The 20,821-nt window shown below is 62.7% G+C and carries 22 protein-coding genes and 1 pseudogene; 10 read left to right on the top strand and 13 right to left on the bottom strand.

Annotated features, from left to right (window positions below; translation table 11 throughout):
* Positions 1–68: 68 nt before the first annotated feature.
* Genes betB through betI form a run of 3 tightly spaced genes read right to left on the bottom strand, consistent with a single transcriptional unit; the run spans position 69 to position 3,668 of the window.
* Positions 69–1,532: a betaine-aldehyde dehydrogenase gene (betB, locus tag MKZ91_RS06350; RefSeq protein ID WP_336169147.1), complete on the bottom strand. Its 1,464-nt coding sequence runs from the start codon at positions 1,530–1,532 to the stop codon at positions 69–71.
* Position 1,533: 1 nt separating this feature from the next.
* The gene (gene betC, locus MKZ91_RS06345; protein ID WP_336169145.1) at positions 1,534–3,069 is read right to left on the bottom strand and encodes a choline-sulfatase; all 1,536 of its coding nucleotides are present in this window, start codon (positions 3,067–3,069) and stop codon (positions 1,534–1,536) included.
* A complete protein-coding gene (gene betI, locus MKZ91_RS06340) occupies positions 3,066–3,668 on the bottom strand; it encodes a transcriptional regulator BetI (protein ID WP_336169143.1) in 603 nt (200 codons plus the stop codon). Before betI ends, betC begins: the two co-directional genes overlap by 4 nt.
* A gap of 146 nt (positions 3,669–3,814) precedes the next feature.
* On the opposite strand from betI, the gene MKZ91_RS06335 reads away from it, so the two are divergent.
* The 3 genes from MKZ91_RS06335 to MKZ91_RS06325 all read left to right on the top strand — a co-directional run bounded on the left by MKZ91_RS06335 (position 3,815) and on the right by MKZ91_RS06325 (position 7,522).
* Positions 3,815–4,363, top strand: a complete 549-nt coding sequence (locus MKZ91_RS06335; RefSeq protein ID WP_336169141.1) for an HdeD family acid-resistance protein — start codon at positions 3,815–3,817, stop codon at positions 4,361–4,363.
* Positions 4,364–4,614: 251 nt separating this feature from the next.
* Positions 4,615–6,411 (top strand): GGDEF domain-containing protein, encoded by a 1,797-nt coding sequence (locus tag MKZ91_RS06330; RefSeq protein ID WP_336169138.1) that lies wholly within the window; start codon positions 4,615–4,617, stop codon positions 6,409–6,411.
* Between the two features lie 112 nt (positions 6,412–6,523).
* Positions 6,524–7,522, top strand: coding sequence for an NAD(P)H-quinone oxidoreductase (locus MKZ91_RS06325; protein WP_336169136.1), 999 nt, complete (start codon positions 6,524–6,526; stop codon positions 7,520–7,522).
* Between the two features lie 336 nt (positions 7,523–7,858).
* On the opposite strand, the pseudogene MKZ91_RS06320 reads toward MKZ91_RS06325, so the two are convergent.
* The 3 genes and pseudogenes from MKZ91_RS06320 to MKZ91_RS06310 all read right to left on the bottom strand — a co-directional run bounded on the left by MKZ91_RS06320 (position 7,859) and on the right by MKZ91_RS06310 (position 9,997).
* Positions 7,859–8,625, bottom strand: a pseudogene (locus MKZ91_RS06320) (IS5 family transposase).
* 69 nt (positions 8,626–8,694) lie between these two features.
* Positions 8,695–9,081 (bottom strand): NUDIX hydrolase, encoded by a 387-nt coding sequence (locus MKZ91_RS06315; protein ID WP_336169133.1) that lies wholly within the window; start codon positions 9,079–9,081, stop codon positions 8,695–8,697.
* Positions 9,082–9,259: 178 nt separating this feature from the next.
* A complete protein-coding gene (locus tag MKZ91_RS06310; protein ID WP_336169131.1) occupies positions 9,260–9,997 on the bottom strand; it encodes a DUF3750 domain-containing protein in 738 nt (245 codons plus the stop codon).
* 71 nt (positions 9,998–10,068) lie between these two features.
* Here MKZ91_RS06310 and MKZ91_RS06305 point away from each other — a divergent pair, with 71 nt between their 5' ends.
* Positions 10,069–11,076, top strand: coding sequence for an asparaginase (locus MKZ91_RS06305; protein ID WP_336169129.1), 1,008 nt, complete (start codon positions 10,069–10,071; stop codon positions 11,074–11,076).
* Positions 11,077–11,140: 64 nt separating this feature from the next.
* On the opposite strand, the gene MKZ91_RS06300 is transcribed toward MKZ91_RS06305, so the two are convergent.
* Positions 11,141–11,893, bottom strand: a complete 753-nt coding sequence (locus tag MKZ91_RS06300) for a DeoR/GlpR family DNA-binding transcription regulator (protein WP_336169127.1) — start codon at positions 11,891–11,893, stop codon at positions 11,141–11,143.
* A gap of 92 nt (positions 11,894–11,985) precedes the next feature.
* Between MKZ91_RS06300 and MKZ91_RS06295 the strand changes: the two genes are divergently transcribed.
* Positions 11,986–12,357 (top strand): DUF4406 domain-containing protein, encoded by a 372-nt coding sequence (locus MKZ91_RS06295; RefSeq protein WP_336169125.1) that lies wholly within the window; start codon positions 11,986–11,988, stop codon positions 12,355–12,357.
* 159 nt (positions 12,358–12,516) lie between these two features.
* On the opposite strand, the gene MKZ91_RS06290 is transcribed toward MKZ91_RS06295, so the two are convergent.
* Positions 12,517–13,248 carry a DUF4198 domain-containing protein gene (locus tag MKZ91_RS06290; RefSeq protein ID WP_336169123.1) on the bottom strand — a complete coding sequence of 244 codons (732 nt, stop codon included), beginning with the start codon at positions 13,246–13,248 and terminating at the stop codon, positions 12,517–12,519.
* Between the two features lie 231 nt (positions 13,249–13,479).
* On the opposite strand from MKZ91_RS06290, the gene MKZ91_RS06285 reads away from it, so the two are divergent.
* Positions 13,480–14,100, top strand: a complete 621-nt coding sequence (locus tag MKZ91_RS06285) for a glutathione S-transferase family protein (RefSeq protein WP_336169122.1) — start codon at positions 13,480–13,482, stop codon at positions 14,098–14,100.
* Positions 14,101–14,109: 9 nt separating this feature from the next.
* On the opposite strand, the gene MKZ91_RS06280 is transcribed toward MKZ91_RS06285, so the two are convergent.
* Positions 14,110–14,529 (bottom strand): hypothetical protein, encoded by a 420-nt coding sequence (locus MKZ91_RS06280; protein WP_336169120.1) that lies wholly within the window; start codon positions 14,527–14,529, stop codon positions 14,110–14,112.
* Positions 14,530–14,655: 126 nt separating this feature from the next.
* On the bottom strand, positions 14,656–15,582 hold the full coding sequence (locus tag MKZ91_RS06275) for a bestrophin family protein (RefSeq protein WP_336169118.1): 927 nt from the start codon (positions 15,580–15,582) through the stop codon (positions 14,656–14,658).
* A gap of 168 nt (positions 15,583–15,750) precedes the next feature.
* On the opposite strand from MKZ91_RS06275, the gene MKZ91_RS06270 reads away from it, so the two are divergent.
* Positions 15,751–16,332, top strand: a complete 582-nt coding sequence (locus MKZ91_RS06270; RefSeq protein ID WP_336169116.1) for a dihydrofolate reductase family protein — start codon at positions 15,751–15,753, stop codon at positions 16,330–16,332.
* Here the strand turns inward: MKZ91_RS06270 and MKZ91_RS06265 are convergent.
* Complete coding sequence (locus tag MKZ91_RS06265) at positions 16,329–16,688, bottom strand: MmcQ/YjbR family DNA-binding protein (RefSeq protein WP_336169114.1); 360 nt, start codon at positions 16,686–16,688, stop codon at positions 16,329–16,331. The genes MKZ91_RS06270 and MKZ91_RS06265 overlap by 4 nt on opposite strands.
* Positions 16,689–16,718: 30 nt before the next feature.
* A complete protein-coding gene (locus MKZ91_RS06260; protein WP_336169112.1) occupies positions 16,719–16,928 on the bottom strand; it encodes a hypothetical protein in 210 nt (69 codons plus the stop codon).
* An 89-nt stretch (positions 16,929–17,017) separates the two neighbouring features.
* Here MKZ91_RS06260 and MKZ91_RS06255 point away from each other — a divergent pair, with 89 nt between their 5' ends.
* Entirely contained in the window at positions 17,018–17,956 is a 939-nt protein-coding gene (locus MKZ91_RS06255) for a LysR substrate-binding domain-containing protein (protein ID WP_336169109.1), read from the top strand.
* A gap of 37 nt (positions 17,957–17,993) precedes the next feature.
* Here MKZ91_RS06255 and MKZ91_RS06250 read toward each other — a convergent pair whose 3' ends face one another.
* Entirely contained in the window at positions 17,994–18,653 is a 660-nt protein-coding gene (locus tag MKZ91_RS06250) for a glutathione S-transferase family protein (RefSeq protein WP_336169107.1), read from the bottom strand.
* 215 nt (positions 18,654–18,868) lie between these two features.
* On the opposite strand from MKZ91_RS06250, the gene MKZ91_RS06245 reads away from it, so the two are divergent.
* Positions 18,869–19,216: a hypothetical protein gene (locus tag MKZ91_RS06245; RefSeq protein WP_336169105.1), complete on the top strand. Its 348-nt coding sequence runs from the start codon at positions 18,869–18,871 to the stop codon at positions 19,214–19,216.
* A 138-nt stretch (positions 19,217–19,354) separates the two neighbouring features.
* On the top strand, positions 19,355–20,722 hold the full coding sequence (locus MKZ91_RS06240; protein ID WP_336169403.1) for a PepSY-associated TM helix domain-containing protein: 1,368 nt from the start codon (positions 19,355–19,357) through the stop codon (positions 20,720–20,722).
* Positions 20,723–20,821 lie beyond the last annotated feature (99 nt).

Here is a 20,821-nt window from a genome sequence, read left to right as displayed (position 1 = left end):
TGGGGCACGTCCCCTCTCCCCGCCTGCGGGGAGAGGGTCAGGGTGAGGGGCCAGCCGCAGCCCTGACGTCAATACGGCGCCTGCACCGGCCCCATGCCGACATAGACGGTCTTCAATTCGCTATAGTGGTTGAGTGCCGCGACCGAATTCTCGCGGCCGAAGCCGGATTGTTTCGAGCCGCCGAAGGGGATTTCCACCGGGCAGAGATTGTAGGTGTTGATCCAGAGCGTACCGGCTTCGAGCTGGTCGACGACGCGGTGGGCGCGGGTGATGTCGGCGGTGAACACGCCGGCCGAAAGGCCGAATTCGGTGGCATTGGCGCGTGTGATCACTTCGGCCTCGTCGTCGAAGTCGAGTACGCACATGACCGGCCCGAAGATTTCTTCGCGCGCGATCGTCATGTCGTCGGTGACGTCGGCAAAGACCGTCGGCTGGATGTAAGTGCCTTCGGCGTTGACGGCATTTGGGATGCCGCCGCCGGTCACCAGCCGCGCGCCCTCAGCCTTGCCCTTCTCGATGTAGGAGAAGACCTTGTCGCGCTGCGGCATCGAGACCATCGGTCCGAGCTGCGTCGCCTCATCCATCGGGTCGCCGATGACGATGGCTTCTGTGCGGGCTTTCAGCCGTGTCAGGAACTGTTCCTTGATCCCCTTCTGCACGAAGACGCGGGTGCCGTTGGAGCAGACCTGGCCCGTCGAATAGAAGTTGCCGAGCATGGCGCCGCCGATGGCGCTTTCGAGATCGGCGTCGTCAAAGACGATCAGCGGCGACTTGCCGCCCAGTTCCATGGTGACGTGCTTGAGTTCGGCGGCGGCAGCGCCCGCCACCTTCTTGCCTGTTGGCACCGAGCCGGTCAGCGACACCTTGGCGACGTCAGGATGGTTGACGAGCAGCGGGCCGGTGGTGCGGTCGCCCTGGATGACGTTGTAGAGGCCCTTCGGCAGGCCGGCCTCGATCAGGATTTCGGCGATCTTCAACGCCCCGAGCGGCGTGTTTTCCGACGGCTTGAACACCATGGCGTTGCCGGCGGCAAGCGCCGGCGCGCCCTTCCAGCAGGCGATCTGCTGCGGATAGTTCCAGGCGCCGATGCCGACACAGACGCCGAGCGGCACGCGCTTGGTATAGGCGAAGTCGCCGCCAAGCGGGATGTAGTCGCCGTTGAGCGCGGTCGCGATAACGCCGCCGAAGAACTCGAAGCTGTCGGCGCCCGACGTCGGGTCGGCGACGATCGTCTCCTGGATCGGCTTGCCGGTGTCGAGCGTTTCGAGCTCGGAAAGTTCGCGGTTGCGCTCGCGCATGATCTCGGCAGCGCGCTTGAGGATGCGGCCGCGCGCCGTCGGGCTCATCGCCGCCCATTCCGGCTGGGCGCGTTTGGCCGCCGCGATTGCCCGTTCGACGATCGCGGGCGTCGCCGCGTGCAGCCGGGCGATCACTTCGCCGGTTGCCGGGTAGATGCTCTCGATGACGGTACCGTTGACGTCCTCGACATATTCGCCATCGATGAAGTGCGAGGCTCGTGGTTGGGCTTTCATGTCATTCTCCTCGCGGGTAGCGTTTGGATTCCTCGAGGTTGTCGAGGTTCATGTGGTTGCGCATGTAGCGCTCGGATGCCTTCTGCAGCGGCTGGTGATCCCAGGGGTAGTAGGCGCCGTTTCGAAGCGCCTCATAGACCACCCAGCGCCGCGCCTGGCTTTCGCGCACGGCAGCGTCGAAGGCCTCCATGTCCCAATGGGCGGCGCACATGTCGCGGAATGCCTCAAGCGTTGCTGCCTGCACCGGCGTTTCCGGATTGGGCGCCAGGTTCTTCAATTCCAACGGATCGGCTTCAAGATCATAGAGCTGGTCCGGATCGAGCGCGCAGTGGATGTATTTCCACTTGCCTTCGCGGATGGCGACGAGCGGCGCGTAGGAGGCTTCCGCCGCATATTCCATCAGCACCGGTTCCGAGCGCTCCTCGCCGTTGATCATGGGCACGAGGCTGATGCCATCGGTCCAGGGCTTGACCTCGTCCATCGATATGCCGGCGAGATCGGCAAGCGTCGGCGTGACGTCGAGGTTGGAGGTCGGTGCCAGGTGCAGACCGGGCGTCACGCCCGGACCTGCCACCATCAGCGGCACGCGGGCCGAACCCTCGAAGAAGTTCATTTTGAACCACAGTCCGCGCTCGCCGAGCATGTCGCCGTGATCCGAGCAGAAGAGGATCAGCGTGTCGTCGAGCATGCGGGTGCGCGTCAGCGTGTCCAGGAGCTCGCCGACCTTCTCGTCGAGGTAGGAGATATTGGCGAAATAGGCCCGGCGCGAGCGGCGGATATTGTCTTCCGTCAGGTCGAAATTGCCGTAGTCGCAGGAATGCATGATGCGCTTGGAGTGCGGGTCCTGCCGATCCTCCGGCAGCATGCCGACTTCGGGCAGGAGGTGTTCGCAACCTTCATAGAGATCCCAGAACTTCTTGCGCGCCACGTAGGGGTCGTGCGGATGGGTGAAGGAGACGGTCAGGCACCAGGGGCGGCGCCCCGCATCGTCGTTTTCGCGCGAGAGCTGATAGAGCTTCTGGTTGGCGAGGAAGGCGACCTCGTCGTCATACTCCATCTGGTTGGTGATCTCGGCGACGCCGGCGCCGGTGACCGAGCCGAGATTGTGATACCACCAGTCGATACGCTCGCCGGGTTTGCGATAGTCCGGCGTCCAGCCGAAGTCGGCCGGGTAGATGTCGGTCGTCAGCCGCTCCTCGAAGCCATGCAACTGGTCCGGTCCGACGAAATGCATCTTGCCGGACAGTGCGGTGTAGTAGCCGGCGCGGCGCAGGTGATGTGCATAGGTCGGGATCGACGACTGGTACTCGGCGGCGTTGTCGTAGACGCGGGTGCGGCTCGGCAATTGCCCGGCCATGAACGAGGCTCGGGCAGGGGCGCAAAGCGGCGACGAGGTGTAGTTGTTGCGGAAGCGGGCCGAGCGGGCAGCGAGCGCCTTCAGGTGCGGTGCATGCAGGAAAGCGGCCGGTCCGTCCGGAAAGAACTTTCCGTTCAGCTGGTCCACCATGATGATCAGGATGTTCGGTCTTGCGGTCATGCGGCCGTTCCCTGGCTGTGAAGGCGATCGATGTGCGAGGTGACATAGTCTTCGGTCAGCGCGATCGAGGCTTCGATGCCGATCGGCGCGGAGCGCAGACTCTGGCGGATATAAAGCCCGTCGATCATCGCAGCAGCGCCTTCGGCGATGCGTTCCGCGTCATCGTCAGGGCAAAGCGCCTTGAGGCTTGCCACGAGGTTGGAACGCAGCCGCCGCGCATAGACGACCAATAGCCGCCTGACCTCCTCAGACCGCTGCGCCTCCGAGTAGAAGGCGAGCCAAGCGGCAATGGTATCGGGTGCAAACTGGCTTGCCTGGAAGGAAACGCGGATCATCGCGCTCAAGCGCTCTCGCGGGCTCGCCACCGCCCGAAGGGCCGTCACCGTGTCGTCGCGTAACTGCCGTAGAAGGCTGCGGATCGTCTCGATCAGCAATTGCTCCTTGCTGCCGAAATAGTGGTGGGCAAGGGCAGGGGAGACTCCGGCCTGACGGGCGATCTCGGACATGGTGACGGCCAGCGTGCCCTGGTCGCCGATCACACGAAGTGCAGCGTCCACCAGCGCCTTGCGGCGCACCGGCTCCATTCCGACCTTCGGCATCCATCTCTCCCTTGACGACAGTCAGTTTATTTTTGATTGACTCATCAATCAATAAAAATCTGTGGTGTTTTTCCTTTCCTTTTCCCGAGAAATCCGGCTCAATTCTCCCGGTAGCGATTCTGCGATCTGAAGAACTGGAGGTTGAAATGACCCATGCATTCGATCAGGCGGAAAAGTCAGCGGTTGCCGGCAAATGGGGATGGTTCGTCGCGCTCGGTGTGCTTCTGATCATGTGCGGCGGCCTGGCCTTCGGCAACCTGCTGATGGCGACGGTCGCTTCGGTCTACTACGTCGGGATCATCATGCTGATCGGCGGGCTGTTCAATCTTGCCCACGCCTTTCAGGTGAAGGGCTGGGACAGCGTGCTCTACTGGAGCCTGAGCGGCGCCTGCTACACGATCGCCGGCCTTTTCGCCTTCATCAATCCCTTGCTGGCCTCGTCCTTCCTCACCTTCGTGATGGCGGTCGCCTTGATCGTCGCCGGTTGTTTCCGCATCTGGGTCGGCCTCAAGCTGAGGCCGCTTCAGGGCTGGGGCTGGGTGGCGCTCGGCGGCCTCGTCACGCTGGCAGCCGGCCTCATCATTGCCGCCGGCTGGCCGGTCAACAGCCTCTGGATCCTCGGCCTGTTCCTGGCCGTCGACCTCGTGATGCAGGGGCTGTCGCTAATTGCCTTCGGCGTGCTGGCGAAGGGATAAGTTTGCGCTGTTCCGGTCATGGTGAATAACGCGCCCGGCGGTGCGAAACGCACACGGCCGGGGGCGGAGCCGCATCGCAGCATTTGCTGATGAAACTACTGATTTTATTAGAATGTTTGCAGTAGATCGATCGCGGTTGCGACTGTCACATAGCTTTCATGAAAGCTTCATAGTGGGGAAAGACTTCGTTGACGCTTGGTGGCCATGCTGACGGCGTCCGATCGTCCGTTCCCTTGTCTCTGGAGCCCGGCATGTCCGCCGCCCCCGCCGAAATCCTCTCGCTGCGCCGGTTCGGCGATGACCAGATCGTCACCCTCGCCAAGCTGGTGATCGAAACCGCCTTCCAGCCGATTGCGGAAGCTGCGACCGGAACGGTCTTCGGCTACGAGTCGCTGATGCGCGGTTTCCAGAAGCTCGGCTTTGGCTCGCCGCTGGAGCTGCTCGACAAGGCCGAAGAGGCTGGCCAGCTGCTGGCGCTCGAGCACATGATCAACAGCCGCGCCGTTGCCGGCTTCGCGACGCTGCCTGATCATGCCGCCCGCACGCTTTTCCTGAACTTCGACTCGCGCCTGGTTGGCGGTGAGGGCGATATCGTCGAGCGTCTCGTCAATCATCTGAAGCGTGCCGGCATTGCGCCTTCGTCGCTCTGCTTCGAACTGTCCGAACGCTTCGACAGCGGCAAGATGCCGGATTTTTCCGCACTGGTGCGTGACCTCCGGCTCGCCGGCTTCAAGCTCGCCATCGATGACTTTGGCGCCGGCTTCAACGGCCTGAAACTGCTCTGCGACCAGCCGGTCGACTATGTGAAGATCGACCGGCACTTCATCTCCGGCATCGAGGCGGATGCCCGCAAGCGTCATCTGGTCCGCCACACGGTCAACACCGCTCATGTGCTCGGCACACGCGTCATTGCCGAAGGCGTCGAGACGGAGGCGGAGTTTCTCACCTGTCGCGATCTCGGCTGCGACCTCGTCCAGGGCTACTACGTCGCCCGACCGACCACCCATCTGAGCGAGCTTCTGCCCGCCTATCCGCATCTCGATCAAAGCGTCAGCGGCAGGCGGTCCTCGTCCTCGCTCGACGGGATCCTGATCCGCAAGCAGATCGAGCAACTGCCAACGGTTCGCGAGAGCGATGAGCTCGATTCCGTCTTCGATCTCTTCAGGTTGAACCCGCGCCAGGCCTTCTTCCCCGTGCTGAACGCCAATGGCGAGCCGCGCGGCATCCTGCACGAATACCACGTCAAGGAACTGATCTATCATCCCTTCGGCCGCGACCTCCTGAAGAACCGCATTTATCAGCGGCGAATTTCGCATTTCGTCAGCCCGGCGCCGATCGCCGATCTCGACACGCCTGCCGATGAGATGCTGAAGATTTTCGCCGGCATGGACGGCAGCGATTGTCTGATCCTGACCGAGAACATGCGTTACGCCGGCACGCTCTCGGCCTCGTCGCTGTTGAAGATCATCAACGAGAAGCAGTTGAAGATGGCGCAGGAGCAGAACCCGCTCACGGGCCTGCCCGGCAACCGCGCCATCCGCGACTATGTCCAGGACGCGATCCTTGACGGCGATCACGCGCGCTACTTCTGCTACTGCGATTTTGACGACTTCAAGCCCTTCAACGATACCTACGGTTTCCAGAAGGGCGACCTCGCGATCACACTGTTCGCCGCCCTTCTGCGTCGCCATTTCATCGGCGAGGAAAAATTCCTTGGCCATGTCGGCGGCGACGATTTCTTCGTCGGCGTCAGTGGCTGTTCGGTCGAAGAACTGGAGGCGGTACTCAACCGCCTGCTCGACGACTTCCGCTCCGATGTGCGCCAGCTCTATTCGGCCGAGCACCAGGCGGAGGGCCGTATCTGCGGCCATGGTCGCGATGGTTCGCTGAAGGAGTTTCCGCTGATGCGCTGCTCGATCGCGGTGCTCGGCCTTCCGGAAGGTTTCGTCTTTTCCGACGCCCAGGCCGTCAGCGCCCGGATTGCCGAGATCAAGTCGCGCGCCAAGGCGAGCGAAGTCGGGCTCGTCATGGACGCGCTTGGCAGTTGACGCCCGGGCGTCCGCTGCAAGTCCGCCCGTTGCCGATCCTGGCGCTCCGTGCACCTTTTCGCGGCGCGCGCGAGGCGCTACCTATGTGCCCCAGAATTCGCGAGGTAACGCCATGTCCCTTCCATCCGAAATGCAGTTCGTCGACCTTCCATCTCCGGGAGGGCCGGAAAACATGATCCTCAAGAAAGGGCCGCTGCCTGAGGTTCGGCCGGGTGACATTCTCGTACGAGTGGAAGCGGCGGGCATCAATCGCCCGGACGTCCTGCAGCGCAAGGGCGACTACCCGCCGCCGCCCGGCGCAAACCCGATCCTCGGGCTCGAAGTGGCCGGCGAGGTCGTGGCACTTGGGGAAGGCGCCGAGGGATTTGCAATCGGCGACAAGGTCTGCGCACTCGCCAACGGCGGCGGTTACGCGGAATACACGGCGGTGCCCGCAACCCAGGCGCTTGCCTGGCCTAAGGGTTACGATGCGGTGCGGGCGGCAGCCTTGCCGGAGACCTTTTTCACCGTCTGGGCCAATGTCTTCGACATGGCGGGCCTGAAGGCGGGCGAAACCATCCTCATTCACGGCGGTTCCAGCGGCATTGGCACGACGGCGATCCAGCTTGCAAAGGCCTTCGGTGCAGAGGTCTTCGTTACCGCAGGCAGTGCGGAGAAATGCGCCGCTTGCGAGGCGCTTGGTGCGAAGCGTGCGATCAACTATCGCGACGAGGATTTCAAGGCCGTCGTTGTCGAAGAGACCGACGGTCGCGGTGTCGATGTCATTCTCGACATGGTCGGCGGCCGGTACTTCGACCGCAATATTGCATCGCTGGCGAAGGACGGACGTCTGTCGATCATCGCCTTCCTCGGCGGCGCCAAGGTCGAAGCGGCCAATATCGCGCCAATCCTGACAAAGCGCCTGCACGTCATGGGCTCGGCGCTGCGTCCACGCACGGCAGCCGAAAAGCAGGCCATCCGCGATGGCCTCACGGCAAGGGTCTGGCCGCTGCTTGAATCGGGCACGGTCGCGCCGGTGATCCACTCCGTGCTGCCTTTTGCCAAGGTGGCCGACGGGCATCGCGAGATGGAGACCGGCGATCACATCGGCAAGATCATCATGTCCATGTGACCCTGGAGGTCATCGCGTCCATGTGACCGTCGAACCACCGCGCCCGCATGATCTCGCCACGAAACCTTAGTCGGTCTTGCAATTGCGGTCAGATCACCTACCTTGTGGCTATCTGAAACGAACAGAAAGGAAGGTGGTCCAATGTCTAATGAGATTTCGGTCTTGGTGAAAGGCATGGGAGAGGTGAACACGTCGAGGCAGCCCTCGGCCTGATCCCGCCTTCCTTCGGGTCCAAAGCCCGGGCCATCCATCTGGCCAGAACTCATGGAAGGGTCGCCTCGGGCGGCCCTTTTCCATTTCCGCCATCTCCTTTCAACTTTCGCCTAGGGTCCGGACTCAATTGCACCAATAGGTTAGTGTGGCAGCGATGAGAGCTGCGGCGAGGAAGTTCCTTGCGAGCTTGTCATAGCGAGTGGCTATGCGCCGCCAGTCCTTGAGCCTGCACCAGAGGCGCTCGACGAGGTTTCGGGTCTTGTATGCCTCGCGATCGTAGGGGATCGGCGCTCGCCGGCCCGTTGTTGAGGGAATGACGACGAGGGCGCCGCTGGCTGCAATGGCGGTCCGGATGGCGTTGGTGTCGTAACCGCGGTCGGCGATAAGCCGATCGAAGCGGCCTGCAGCCTGCTCGATCAAGGCGCCTGCCATGCTCATGTCGTTGATGTTGCCAGCCGACAGCATGAGCAGCCGTGGTCGGCCTTGGGCATCGGTCAGCCCATGCAGCTTGCTGGTGCGGCCACCGCGCGAAACACCTATGGCTTGGGCGAAGGCCCCCCTTTTGCGCCGGCGGCCGAGCGGTGCGCCTTGATATGCGTGGCATCCATTGCCACCGTTCCCCAGATGCCGTTGTGACCGGTCAGCGCCTCGAACATGCCGAGCCAGATGCCCTGTCGGCTCCAGCGGTTGAAGCGATTATAGATGGTCGTGTAGGGCCCATATTCAGGAGGGCAATCGCGCCAGCGGGCACCGCACTTGAGCATGTGCACGATGCCAGAGATCACCCGGCGGTCATCGACCCGGTGCGCGCCCTTGCGTCCTCGCGGCAGCAACGGCTCGATCCGAGCCCACTCCGCATCGCTCAACCAGGTCAACTGCCGCTGCTTCATCAAGGCCTCCAACTCCAAGACCTTGAATCACAATTCCGCTAGAGGCGGAATCCTTATTGAGTACAGACCCTAGCCGGCAACTTCAGACGGCGCCCGTTCCTCAATCAGCAGCCATGGATTCGGCTCGTTGTCGATGAACTCATCCCGGATGTGCTTCAAGACCTTCCGTTGCCCGGCAAAGGGCACCATGCGGATCGCTTCATCAAAACTCACCCAGCGAAAGTCGCTGTGTTCGGCATTCAAACGGACCGTTGCGCCATCACGCGCATAGCCGACGAAGACCGGCAGCAGGCTGATGGCGTTGCGGTCGGCCTCGTAGAACTGCTCGCAAATGTCGGCCGAGTAGAAGCGATCGAGCTTCAGGCCCGTTTCCTCCTCGACTTCGCGCAAACCCGCTTGCCACGCCGTCTCATTCGCCTCGATCTTGCCGGCGACCTGGCACCAGGTTCCCTCCATTGCGTCGCAAAAGGAGAACGTCTACCGCGCTGTCCGTGGGCCGCAAGACAACGACCGAAACGGCGAAACTTCTGATCGGCATCTCATGCATTGGCGTGGTCCCCTGATGTGACGACGGAACATGCAATGCGGTGGGTGGGGCTTCAAGCCAGGATGCAGCGATCGTCGTCGTATCTCGCTAGACCCCAAAGCGTCCGAGCGCCGGGATCTTGATGCCGGGCCTTGCGAAGTCGAAGCCGGCGACGAGGCCGAAGAAATGCAACTCGAAGCCGCTGCGAACGCCCACTGAAAGACCTGCGAGGCCGTAAAGGGTCGCGCGCATGTCCCGTCCGTCCGCATCGATCTGGAAAAGTTTGCCTTCCGGCAGATAGTCGCGGCCGACGGCGTCCGGTGGCAGCACGGCGCCAAGTTCCGGAACGGAGCGCAGCACGTGGGCAACGAAGGTATTGGAGTTCGGACCCGGCCAGATGCGGTAGCCGCCGGGTGAAGCGTATGGATAGCTGGCGATTGCCGCCTCGATTTTCGGAATCAGCCGGGTGGCTTCGTCCCCGGTCATCGAGACGACCAGCCGCGGTTCGTTCGAGTACCAGCGTGCATCGGCCGGATAGCCGTTGCGGCGGATCGGTTTGCCCCAACCGACCTTGTCGTAGCGATCGTAGGCAGGTGCACCCTGTTGTTTCGTCACGATCCAGGCGTGGCTGGCGACAGCACCTTTCATGCCGCCCGTCGTCGCCGAAAAGATGTAGATGGCCGCATCAGGACTTTCGGCCGCCTCAGGTAAAATACCGGCTGAAGACCAATTCGCATCGCGCCAGCTCTGGGGCCGGTCCTGCATGTACCACCAGCCGGCCGAAGCCAGCGCCGGCAAGAGGTAGATGATCAGGAAGGCGGCGGCGAGCCTGCGGGCGAATTTCATGAAAACTCCGTTTCCTGCGCATAGATTCCTGCTAAATGCACGGAGCAATTTCGGAAATTTGAGGGCAAGGCATGTCGAATCCCGTTCTCGTCGAAGTCACCCGCGGTAATCTCGTGGAAAGCCGTCATCGCGGCATGGTCGTTGCCGTCGATGGCGACGGCCGGACTGTCTTTTCGCTCGGCGATACCGACGCCGCGGTCTTCCCGCGGTCGGCCTGCAAGGCGATGCAGGGGCTGCCGCTGATGGAGAGTGGTGCCGCCGACGCCTACGGTTTCGGCAACAAGGAACTGGCGCTTGCCTGTTCCTCCCACTCCGGCGAGCCGGAACATGTGGAGCTTGCGGCAAAAATGCTCGCGGCGACCGGCCGCGACGTTTCAGCACTTGAGTGTGGCGCCCATTGGTCGTCCGACCAGAAGACCTTGATTGGTCAGGCCCGCAGCTTCGATGCGCCGACGGCGCTTCACAACAATTGCTCGGGCAAACATGCAGGCTTCATCTGTGCCTGCTGCCATTCGGGCACCGAGCCAAGGGGCTATGTCGGCTACGAGCATCCACTGCAGCAGGAAATCCGCGGCACGATGGAAAGCCTGACCGGGGCGATCCTGGCTCAGGACAATTGCGGCGTCGACGGCTGCTCTATTCCAACTTACGCCGTGCCGCTCAAGGGCTTGGCGCACGGCTTTGCCAAGATGGCGACCGGCGTCGGCCTTGGAACCGAACGCGCTCGCGCCTCGAAGCGGTTGATCGAGGCCTGCATGGCTGAGCCTTTCTTCGTCGCCGGTACCAAGCGTGCCTGCACGCGGCTGATGAAAACGGCGCCCGGACGCATCTTCGCCAAGACCGGCGCTGAAGGCGTTTTCTGCGCTGCCATCCCGGAAAAGGGCGTCGCGATCGCACTGAAATGCGAGGATGGTACCACCCGCGCCGCCGAAGCGATGGTCGCGGCAACGCTTGCCCGTTTCTTCCGCGATGAGCCGGAACTGCACGCGGCGCTGATGGCGCAGGCCAATCATTCCATGCGCAACTGGAACGGCATTCATGTCGGCGACGTCAGGGTGACGGAAGCCTTCGCCGCCTGAGGTCACGCGTGATCTCGTTGCGCGCACTTGCGAATGGAGCGCGCAGTTCAACACGTCCGCGCCGTCAGGCGCGGACAATCGTGACGCCCGCGTCGTCATAGGGCGCGAGCATGGCGTCCTTGATCTCTTCGGGCACGATAAAGCCGGCGAGATCGCCGATCCCGGCCACGTGGTGCGGCGAGACCGCGCCGAATTTCTCTGCCGTCGCAAGCACATAGGTATCGGCCGCCTGCTTCAGGATCGCCCGCTTGACGGCAGCCTCCTCATAATCGCCGGTCGAGACGCCGTGGGCAGGATGAATAGCCGTGACGCCGAGGAAGAAAAGATCGACGCGGATGCCGGCGATGGCAGCCAGTGCTGCGGCTCCGGTCGCGACCATCGAATGCTTGTAGAGGCGCCCGCCGATCAGGATCACTTCGGCCTCGTGGCGCTCGAGTTCGGCGGCGATCGTCGGACTGTGTGTAACGACGGTGACGCGCATTTCCCGCGGTAGCGCCCGGGCGATTTCCGCATTGCTGGTGCCGCCGTCGAGAAAGATCGTCTGCCCGACGCCGATCATCGCCGCAGCCTTTCGCCCAAGCCGCCGCTTGACGTCGCCGGCAATTTCCTGCCGCGCCGCGAAGTTTGGCAGCGGCGGCACCAGCGGCAGAGCGCCTCCGTGCACGCGCTTCAACAACCCCTCCGCCGCCATTTCCCTGAGATCGCGCCGGATCGTGTCCTCCGACAGACCCAGTTCATCCGCCAGGCGCTTGGCGACAATTTCGCCGTCGCGCGAAAGCCGCTGCGAAATCAGCGCCCGTCTCTGTGTTGTCAGCATGAATGCCTCCTTGACTCTTCACGATAATGCACGAATTATCATGAATATTCCAGAATAATCTGGATTTGTCGTGCAAAAATGTGGAGAAAATCATGCTGATTTTGATTGCGGGGCCCTATCGCTCGGGAACAGGAGACGATCCGGCCAAGATGGCCGCCAACCTGAAGCGGCTTGAGGAGCCGTCCCATGCGCTGTTTCGGGCAGGCCACGTGCCCATGATCGGCGAATGGGTGGCGCTGCCGGTCTGGAATGCGGCTGGCGGCGAACGGGTCGGGGACGACCTCTATGAGGAGATCTTCCATCCGGTCGCCGGTCGCTTGCTGGCGCTTTGTGATGCAGTCTTGCGCCTGCCGGGCGATAGCAAGGGCGCCGACAACGATGTGCGCATTGCCCGCGAGCGCGGCATTCCTGTCTACTACCGGCTGGAAGATGTCCCCGGCTGCGGCGAGGCGCTCGTGGCCTGACCGACATGGCCCGGCAGGTAAACTGCCGGGCCAGCTTTGGGTGTTGCTGGGCAGCGCGCCGGCCGTCCTCTTCGCGCGAGGACCCATCTGTGCGGGCGTCTGCAAGTTGGCGCGTCGGATGGGTGGGCGGCGTGGCGGCGTGACGGTGAGGCCGGCGGCCTATTCGTGCACGTGCGGCTCGGCCACGAAGGTCAGCGTTGCCGTCAGCCCCTTCTTGTCGGCCGCCGCATTGCCTTCGAGCGGGATCGCGTGGCTGACGGCGAGGATGTTGAAGCCGGCATTGCGCAACGTCACTTCAGCCTCGCCATTCGCGTCCGTCTTTTCCGAGACGAGTTCGGGCAGTCCGGCATAGTCGAGGATGATTTCCTTGCCTTCCAATGGCTTGCCGTCGAGCAGCAGGCGGACGCGAAACTTTTCGCCCGGCTTCAGACCGATGGGGTTGTCGAGCGGGACGATCTGCAGCGGCTGCGCTGGGAAGGCCGGCAGGTCGCCATGCGCATGCACGAGTGCGATGCTGTACTTGATCGAATGGCTCGCCTGCTTGGCGCCGGGCACCTCGTTCTTTGGCTTGTTCAGCCACTTTCCGTCAGCGCCTTCACTCCAATAACCGTTGTCGAATTCGAGCGCCACCAGCGCCGGTTGGCCGTCAAGCTTCAGCACGGCATGATCCTTGGCGGGTTCCAGCGTGGCAGGCAGCGTCTTGCCGTCCTCGCCAAGCGCCGTGATCGCTTTCACCTTGGCCGGATCGTAGGCCTCGTCCGCCGGGCCGTGGCCGTAGATCACCGCGAGCGTGCCCCAGCGTTCGCCGATCCAGGCGCCGTGGGAAAAGGCGGGGCTAGCCGCGGCAACCAGCAGCGCTGCGGCGAGCAGGGGAGAAACGAGTTTGTTCATAAGCAACTCCGAATAATGTTATAACGTAACGTCTCTGTTGTATGGAACCCGCATCCGCCTTGTCAACGGCGCCGACTTCGTTTCTTCTGCGGACCGCGCCGGAGGCGGCGGTGGCAGACCGAGCGTGATTTTTGATGTCGGTTTCGCTTGATCCGTTTCGCCGGCGATAGGTCGGGTCGCGCTATCGTCGCTGCGACCCCAAGTTGGAATGACTGCAGAGGAGAGTTTGACGTGTTGAAATTGTTTTACGCACCCGGAACCTGTTCGCTGGCCTCGCATATCGCGCTCGAGGAGACGGGCATCAGCTACGAGGCGCGTCGCGTCGATTTCTCCACAGCCGAGCAGACGAAGCCGGACTATCTGGCGATCAATCCGAAGGGCCGGGTTCCGGCGCTGGTGACCGATCGCGGCGTGATCACCGAGACGCCGGCGATTCTCACCTATGTCGCCCAGGCTTATCCTGAGGCGAAGCTCGCGCCGAATGGCGATGCGTTTGCGTTCGCCCGTATCCAGTCGTTCCTGAGTTATCTTTGCTCGACGGTTCACGTCGCCCACGCCCACGGGCGTCGCGGGGCGCGTTGGGCTGACGATCCGGCCGCACACGAAGCGATGAAGGCCAAGGTTGCCTCCAACATGGGGGCCTGCTTCGAGCTGATCGAGAACACGATGTTCGAAGGCCCCTTCGTCATGGGCGAAGCCTATACGATCGCCGATCCCTACCTCTTCACCATCGCCGGCTGGCTGGAGGCAGATGGTGTCGACCCGACGCGTTTCCCGAAGGTGCTCGACCACCGCAATCGCATGACCGCGCGACCGGCCGTCGCCCGGGTGCTGGCGGCACTGAAGGGTTAAAGTTCGAGTCTAACGGCCTGCAAGTCTCCCTGGCAGGTCGAGCGGGGGTTCGTCCGCCCAGGCGACGAACTCCTCAAAGCTGATCTTGTCGTCGATGATCGCGCGGACGACGAACAAAAAGCAATAGGCTGTGGGGATCTCTGCCAGCCGCACATTAAAGTGGCCCCCCAGCTGCGCCAGGTCGACGTTGGCGACCCGGCCTTCGGCAATGCGCTTTTCCATCGCGAGCCTACAACGGGTGGCTGCTCGGGCATAAGCATAGCGTTCCTCGCGAAGAGCACGTTTCCTCTGCTCCCACTCATCGACGGTGAGAGTGCCAGCGCTTGAGGTGCGACCGAACTCGGCTATGCCTGAATTCAGGATAAGTACGAGGATAGCGACGAAGCCAAGGCTGATGATCAGTCCGTTCAAATCTTCGCTAAGCCGCATTCTAAGCCTTTGTTCCGGAAACCCGATTAACGAATAGCAAATAAATCCAGAAGGTGCAACTTTTCATATAAGCCATCTTTGCGTGCATTCCGGATCAAGCGTCTTCCTGGTTTGGACGTTTCGCACCTACATTAGCATGTACTTGTTCGGCTTCGGCAGTTCGGGCAGGTCCTTCTCCCCCAGCGCCTCGCGCATGTTGATTTCGATCGTCTCGGCAAGCGCCACGATCGGCAGGTCGTTCGGCGACACGCCGAACGGCTCTTCCAGCTCATCGCTAAGCGCATCGAGGCCGAAGAACGTATAGGCGACGAGCGCGGTGACAAAGGGCGTCGCCCATCCCAGCGCATCGGCAAAGCCGAAGGGCAGCAGGAAGCAGAAGAGATAGGCGGTACGGTGCAGAAGCAGCGTATAGCCGAAAGGCACCGGCGTGTTGCGGATCCGCTCGCAGGCGGCAAGCACCGCCGACATCCTGGCGATCGTGCCGTCGAGCATCGTCCATTGAAGGTCGCTGATCCGTTCAGACGCGCGCAAGGAGGCAAGCTCGCTGCCGATCGTGCGCAGCAGGAAATCCGGCCCGTTGCGGCTTGCCTTGTATCCGGCGACGAGGTCCTGCGGCAGCCGTTCAAGCGTCCGGGCTGCATGGCTGCCCGGGCGCAGGTGGCTGACCAGCGCATGGGCAAAGGCGATTGTGAGCGTGAGCAGCCGGTGACGCGCCTCGTCCCCCGAGACCTTGTCCAATTCTGTGAGGATCAGCGTCTGGCGGGCAAAATCGCGTGCCGTGAAGATCAGCTGCCCCCAGTCCTTGCGCGCCTCCCACCAGCGGTCGTAGCAGGCATTGTTGCGAAAGCCGAGAAAGACCGAAAGCGCAATGCCGAGCAGGGCAAAGGGGCCGCTGTTGACGCTCGGTACCAGCCCGGGATCGATGCGGTGGGCCCAGACGACGAGGGCGGAAAGCCCGAAGACGAACAGCACCTGCGGGAAGATCCGCTGGATGACGGAGCCGCGCAGGATGAAGAACAGTTTCAAGAGGCTGGGGCGGTCGCGAACGATCATGACAGAGTACCTGCGGCTATCGGCTTCCACCGGTACAGGCGTCGGGCGCGAAAGGAAAGAGACGGCTTGGCGGCTGCCGTCACGACGGGGTTGAAATATTTCCTCCCGGATGTCGGCCCATGCGCCATCAGCGCGTCCTTGGCGGGTAACGTCAACAAGGAGACGACAATGCGCAAGATGGTTGCCGGCATGCAGATGTCCATCGATGGCAAGATCGACGGACCGGATGGCTATGCCGATTGGGTCGATTCCTGGTCGGACACGTTCGACCTGCTGCCCGAGATTGATGCCTGCGTTCTCGGGAGTGGCATGTATTCGGGCTATGAGCAGTATTGGAGCGCCATCAAGCGCGATCCGCATTCGCCGCTGGAGCTGACAGGCAACGTTCCGACGCAGGAGGAGATCGAGTATGCGGATTTTGCGCTGAGCACGCCGCACTATGTTCTGTCCCAGAACCGCGCCAGCGTCGAGTGGAGCAACGCCACCATCATTCGCGACGTCGCCGAGATCGAACCGTTGCGGCAGACGCCCGGACGAACGATCTATGTCGTCGGGGGAGCGCAGACTGTTTCCAGTCTGATGGACAGGGGGCTGATCGATGAGCTGCGCCTGACCATCCATCCTCTGGTGGTCGGCAAGGGCAAGGCGTTGTTCGAAACGATCGCCCGGCGCCATCACGTTGCGCTCGAAGATGTAAAGAGGGTCAACGATAAGGCCTGCCTGATCTATGGGGTCGGCGCGCGCGCCTAGGATCGGTCGGCGAAGCTTGCGGCGAGCCGCTTTGGCGCCTTCTCGCGCCAGGCGGCAACCAGCCGTCCGGTGAGGCTTGCGTCGTCGATCGCCGAAAGCCGGACGAGCATGGCCGGCCAAGCCTTGTAGTGATCCGTCTCGAAGTAGAGCCTCGGATCGAGTTCCAGCAGCATTTCCTTTTCCTCGAGCGAGCACATGACGACGAGCGTGTCGCTGTCCTTCATGCGCACGAAGCTCTTGTCTTTCACCAGCAGGGCGGGGGTGCCATAGCAAGTGCCGATGGAGACGGCCGGCAGGCCGGCTGCTTCCGCCAGCCTGACGACGCGCTGGAAATTGTGATCGAGATCCTCGCTCATCCGGTTAGCATAGCATGCCGGTGGCAATCGTCACCGGCCAGCTGGCTGCAGGCAATCCGAGGCGCCTTCGACAGCACGCGGCCGGGGCCAGCCCGGGAAGGGCAGGTCGCCAAGCTCGCGTCCGTCCATGCGTTCCAGATCCGGGTGCTGCAGCGGATCGCGCGTCCAGGCAAGCGGCGCCTCCGGGGGGCGGTTGTCGGAAACGGCAAACGAGGTCAATGTCGAGAGAAACTTCAGCATGGCGGACCATCCTTTCGATGTCTGGATGATCCGCCTGTCGTGCCGTCTTTTCAATTGAGAATGGCAGCGAATGAGTTTAGAAAAACTATATGAGAGATCTGAATGCCGTCCATCTGAACGGGCTGCGCGCCGTCGAAGCCGCCGGCCGCCTGGGTTCGCTTGCGGCCGCAGCCGACGAGCTCGGCGTCACGTCCGGCGCCGTCAGCCAGCAGATCGCCAAGGCGGAAGCCCAGCTCGGTCGCATCCTGTTCGAGCGCACTCCCCGCGGCCTGGTCGCCACCGATTTTGGCCAGCGTTTCCTTGTCCGTCTTACCAATGCTTTCGGTGAACTGTCCGAGGCCGTGGCTTCGGCGCGTCGGCGCGACGAGTCGGTGCTGACCATTTCCGTCGCGCCGGTTTTTGCCGCCCGCTGGCTGGTCTACCGTCTCAACCGTTTTGCCGAGCGCCATCCCGACATTCGCCTACGCATCGACGCCACCACGAAGCTTGTCAATCTCGATACATCGGATGTCGATGTCGGCATTCGCGTCGGCACGGGGGAGTGGCCGGGTGTGAAATCCGAGCCGCTGCTGCAACAGGAAGTCTTTCCGGTCTGCTCCCCGGCTATGGCGGCAAACCTGCGCAAGCCTGCAGATATTCTAAAACTGCCTGCTGTCATCGACGGTCACTCGATGTTCAGCTGGGAAGTGTGGTTTCGCGAAGTCGGGCTCTCCGGGTTCGAAATGAGCGTGCGCCACACCTTCAACGAAGCCTCGCTGGTGCTTGATGCGGCGATCTCCGGCCAGGGGGTGATGCTTGCCTGGCAGACACTGGCTGGTTTTGCGATCACCCAGGGCAGTCTGGTCGTGCCTTTCGGCGTCAGGGCAAAGACCGGCTACGGCCACTACTTCGTCAGTTCGCCGTCGCGACGCGAGAGCAAGGCCGCGGCGGCCTTCAAGCGCTGGGTGCGCGACGAGGTGGAAGAAGGCATGCGTCTGCTCGACGCCCGGGCGCCGCGTGTCGACTTCGACGCGGCGACCATGACGTGACGGCAAATGGGCTGCCGACAAACCATTCGCCTGCGGCCTACTCCGGTTCGCCGAGGCGCGTTTCCATCATCGTCTTGAAGGCGGGCCGGGCGTGGCAGCGCGTGAGCCAGGCGGCGACGCGCGGATATTTCTCGAAAAGCTCCATCTGGCTCATCGTGTAGCGGAAGACTTCGGCAAGGTTGAGGTCGGCCACCGTGAAGCGATCGCCGACGAGGTAGTCCCGTCCGTCGAGATGGCCATCCATCCGGGCGAAGACCTTGTCGAGCGCCTTGGCGCAGATGGCAATGGTTGCCTTGCCTTCTTCGGTCTCTTCCGCGCCGTAGTCGTAGGTCAGGATGATCCGCACGGCATGCGGCTCGACTTCGGTCGCAGCCCACATGGTCCAGTTGCCGATCAGCCCTTCCTCGGTGACATCGGCCGGAGCCAGCGGACCACCGTACTTGCGCGCGAGGTAGAGGTTGTTGGCAAGCGATTCCGTCAACACCACGCCGTCGTCTTCAATCGCCGGGATCAGTCCCATGGGATTGACGGCAAGAAAGGCTGGCGACTTGGTGTTGATGGGCGCATCGGCGGCAAGCGGATCGGCCACCCGGCGCGCCTGGATGACGGGCACGGATTGGAAGGGGACGCCAAGTTCCAGCGCCATCCAGTAGTTGCGCGAAGCGCGCGAGCGATAAACGCCATAGATCGTCAGCATGTTGAATTCCTCCCCGCTGTGCTGTGCCCCTGTCTTAGGCAAGCACGCTTGCGGGCGGAAGCCGATGTCGCTGATGTCACGCATGAAATCTTTTGATGCGGCCGCGGCTCATTGCCCGCTTGCCTTTCGAGCGAGCTCACTTTAGCTGTCGCTGTCGATTGGGGACAAAATTGACACGGCGGTTCTTGGGAGATCGGTGGACGGATTTGGCGCGCATGCTCTGCGCGCTCGTTCTCGTCGTCTCTGCTCTCGTCCAGCAGCCGGCTGCGGCCATGCCGGTCGCGCCCGACATGGCTGCCTACGTCCTTCCCGATGGCACCTTTGCCGAGCTCTGCCTCACCGGTCACGATGACCCGGACGGCAAGGGCGGCGCAATGGGCCATGGATGCCAATCCTGCTGCCTTGTCGCGCCCGCGGATCTGCCGGTGCCATTGTGGATCGTTGCGCCACCACAGCCTCTGGCCTGGCAGGCTTCGATACCCGCCAGCGAACTTCTGCTTGTGCGTGGGGTGCTGCGCGGCGGCACGGGGCCACGCGCGCCTCCATCGGCTTTCTCCGCCTGACATCCGCTTGAATGTTGGCTGACGACAGGAAACGCGTCGAGGCCGTCGTTCGATGTGACTGGCCGTGACCTTCGGCCGTCCCGAGCTCAAGAGGCGAAGCCGCACGCGTTGCTGCCTTCCCCGGAGAAAACCATGACGATTGCATCCCTTTCCGGCGCCGATGGGCAGCCGGTCGCCGCCGAGCGCGGCATCTCTCTTTATCGCGCCATCTGGCGCTGGCACTTTTTTGCCGGCCTGCTGGTCATCCCCTTCATGATCAGCCTGGCGGTCACCGGCGGGCTCTATCTCTTCAACGACGAGATCGACGACACCGCCTTTGCCTATCGCAACATCGTGCCCGTCGGGGCTGAGAAGCTGCCGCCGTCTTCGATCGTCGCCACGGCCGTCGAGGCAGTGCCGGGCAGTGCCGCCGTTGCCTACCGCACGCCTGCCGGCGCAGACCGCTCGGCGCGCGTGACTGTCGGTATCGGCAAGGCCCGCATGCTCGTCTTCGTCGACCCCTATACCGGCGCCATCCTCGACCGCGTCGCGCCGTCGGAGGAATTCAACCAGGTGGTGGAGGACCTGCACAGCCTCGACTACTTCGGCAAGTCGGTCGAAATCATCATCGAGATCGTGGCGGGCTTTGCCATCCTGCTGGTCTTTACCGGGATCTATCTCTGGTGGCCCCGCCAGCAGACCGGCGGTGTGTTGAGCGTGCGCGGCACGCCGGCGCGTCGTGTTTTCTGGCGTGATCTCCACGCCGTGACCGGCATCGTCGCCGGGCTGCTGATCGTGTTTCTGGCTTTCTCCGGCCTGCTTTGGTCCGGCTACTGGGGGTCGGCGGTCAATGGCAAACTGACGACGATGGGCCTCGGTTATCCGGCAGCCCTTTGGGACGAGGTTCCGACCTCGAGCAAGGTCTCGACGGACGTGCTGCCCAAGGCCAATTGGCTGATGGAAAACGCGCCGGTTCCGATGTCGGGCACGGACGCTGCCGGTCAGTCTATCGGGCTCGACCGCGCCGTCGAAATCGCTAACACCGCGGGCATGCAGCCCGGCTACGAGCTGGCGATCCCTGCGGACGAAAGCGGTGTCTATACCGCTGCAATCTTCCCGGAAAACCTCGCAAAGGAACGCACGATCCATATCGACCAGTACTCCGGCAAGCCGCTGGTCGACATTTCCTTCGGCGACTATCCCGCCCTTGGAAAGGCGATCGAATGGAGCATCAACGTGCACAAGGGTCAGGAATGGGGACGCTTCAACCAGTTGCTGATGCTTTCCGCCTGCCTTGCCATCGTGCTCGTATCGCTGTCTGCCGTCGTCATGTGGTGGAAGCGTCGGCCGGCAGGCCGGGTCGGCGTGCCGCCGATGCCCCCCAAACGCAGCGTCTATGCGGGTTTGTGGATCATGGCCATCCTGTTCGGCCTGGCCTTCCCGCTGACGGGGCTTGCGATCGTCGTGATGGTGGTCGCCGATCAACTGTTGATGCTCATGCCCGTGGCGCGCCGTCGCTTGTCGTGAAAACACTGAAACGTGAAAACACTGAAAAGGGATGGCACCGTCATCCCTTTTTTGACTTCACCCGACTTGGAGATTGCAACCTCTGCACGATTTTTCTAC

This window comes from Ensifer sp. MJa1, assembly GCF_037026475.1.
Taxonomy (GTDB): Bacteria; Pseudomonadota; Alphaproteobacteria; order Rhizobiales; family Rhizobiaceae; genus Ensifer.
The sequence above is the reverse complement of the archived record's forward strand: the minus strand, read 5'-3'. Positions and strand labels throughout refer to the sequence as shown.

Coding starts and splice junctions, on each gene's coding strand:
- MKZ91_RS06280 (WP_336169120.1), bottom strand. CDS start 14,529: ATGCGGCTTAGCGAAGATTTGAACGGACTGATCATCAGCCTTGGCTTC.
- MKZ91_RS06330 (WP_336169138.1), top strand. CDS start 4,615: ATGTCCGCCGCCCCCGCCGAAATCCTCTCGCTGCGCCGGTTCGGCGAT.
- MKZ91_RS06265 (WP_336169114.1), bottom strand. CDS start 16,688: ATGAGCGAGGATCTCGATCACAATTTCCAGCGCGTCGTCAGGCTGGCG.
- MKZ91_RS06270 (WP_336169116.1), top strand. CDS start 15,751: ATGCGCAAGATGGTTGCCGGCATGCAGATGTCCATCGATGGCAAGATC.
- MKZ91_RS06290 (WP_336169123.1), bottom strand. CDS start 13,248: ATGAACAAACTCGTTTCTCCCCTGCTCGCCGCAGCGCTGCTGGTTGCC.
- MKZ91_RS06250 (WP_336169107.1), bottom strand. CDS start 18,653: ATGCTGACGATCTATGGCGTTTATCGCTCGCGCGCTTCGCGCAACTAC.
- MKZ91_RS06260 (WP_336169112.1), bottom strand. CDS start 16,928: ATGCTGAAGTTTCTCTCGACATTGACCTCGTTTGCCGTTTCCGACAAC.
- MKZ91_RS06315 (WP_336169133.1), bottom strand. CDS start 9,081: ATGGAGGGAACCTGGTGCCAGGTCGCCGGCAAGATCGAGGCGAATGAG.
- MKZ91_RS06335 (WP_336169141.1), top strand. CDS start 3,815: ATGACCCATGCATTCGATCAGGCGGAAAAGTCAGCGGTTGCCGGCAAA.
- MKZ91_RS06300 (WP_336169127.1), bottom strand. CDS start 11,893: ATGCTGACAACACAGAGACGGGCGCTGATTTCGCAGCGGCTTTCGCGC.
- MKZ91_RS06310 (WP_336169131.1), bottom strand. CDS start 9,997: ATGAAATTCGCCCGCAGGCTCGCCGCCGCCTTCCTGATCATCTACCTC.
- MKZ91_RS06295 (WP_336169125.1), top strand. CDS start 11,986: ATGCTGATTTTGATTGCGGGGCCCTATCGCTCGGGAACAGGAGACGAT.
- MKZ91_RS06255 (WP_336169109.1), top strand. CDS start 17,018: ATGAGAGATCTGAATGCCGTCCATCTGAACGGGCTGCGCGCCGTCGAA.
- MKZ91_RS06275 (WP_336169118.1), bottom strand. CDS start 15,582: ATGATCGTTCGCGACCGCCCCAGCCTCTTGAAACTGTTCTTCATCCTG.
- MKZ91_RS06245 (WP_336169105.1), top strand. CDS start 18,869: ATGCTCTGCGCGCTCGTTCTCGTCGTCTCTGCTCTCGTCCAGCAGCCG.
- betC (WP_336169145.1), bottom strand. CDS start 3,069: ATGACCGCAAGACCGAACATCCTGATCATCATGGTGGACCAGCTGAAC.
- MKZ91_RS06305 (WP_336169129.1), top strand. CDS start 10,069: ATGTCGAATCCCGTTCTCGTCGAAGTCACCCGCGGTAATCTCGTGGAA.
- betB (WP_336169147.1), bottom strand. CDS start 1,532: ATGAAAGCCCAACCACGAGCCTCGCACTTCATCGATGGCGAATATGTC.
- betI (WP_336169143.1), bottom strand. CDS start 3,668: ATGCCGAAGGTCGGAATGGAGCCGGTGCGCCGCAAGGCGCTGGTGGAC.
- MKZ91_RS06325 (WP_336169136.1), top strand. CDS start 6,524: ATGTCCCTTCCATCCGAAATGCAGTTCGTCGACCTTCCATCTCCGGGA.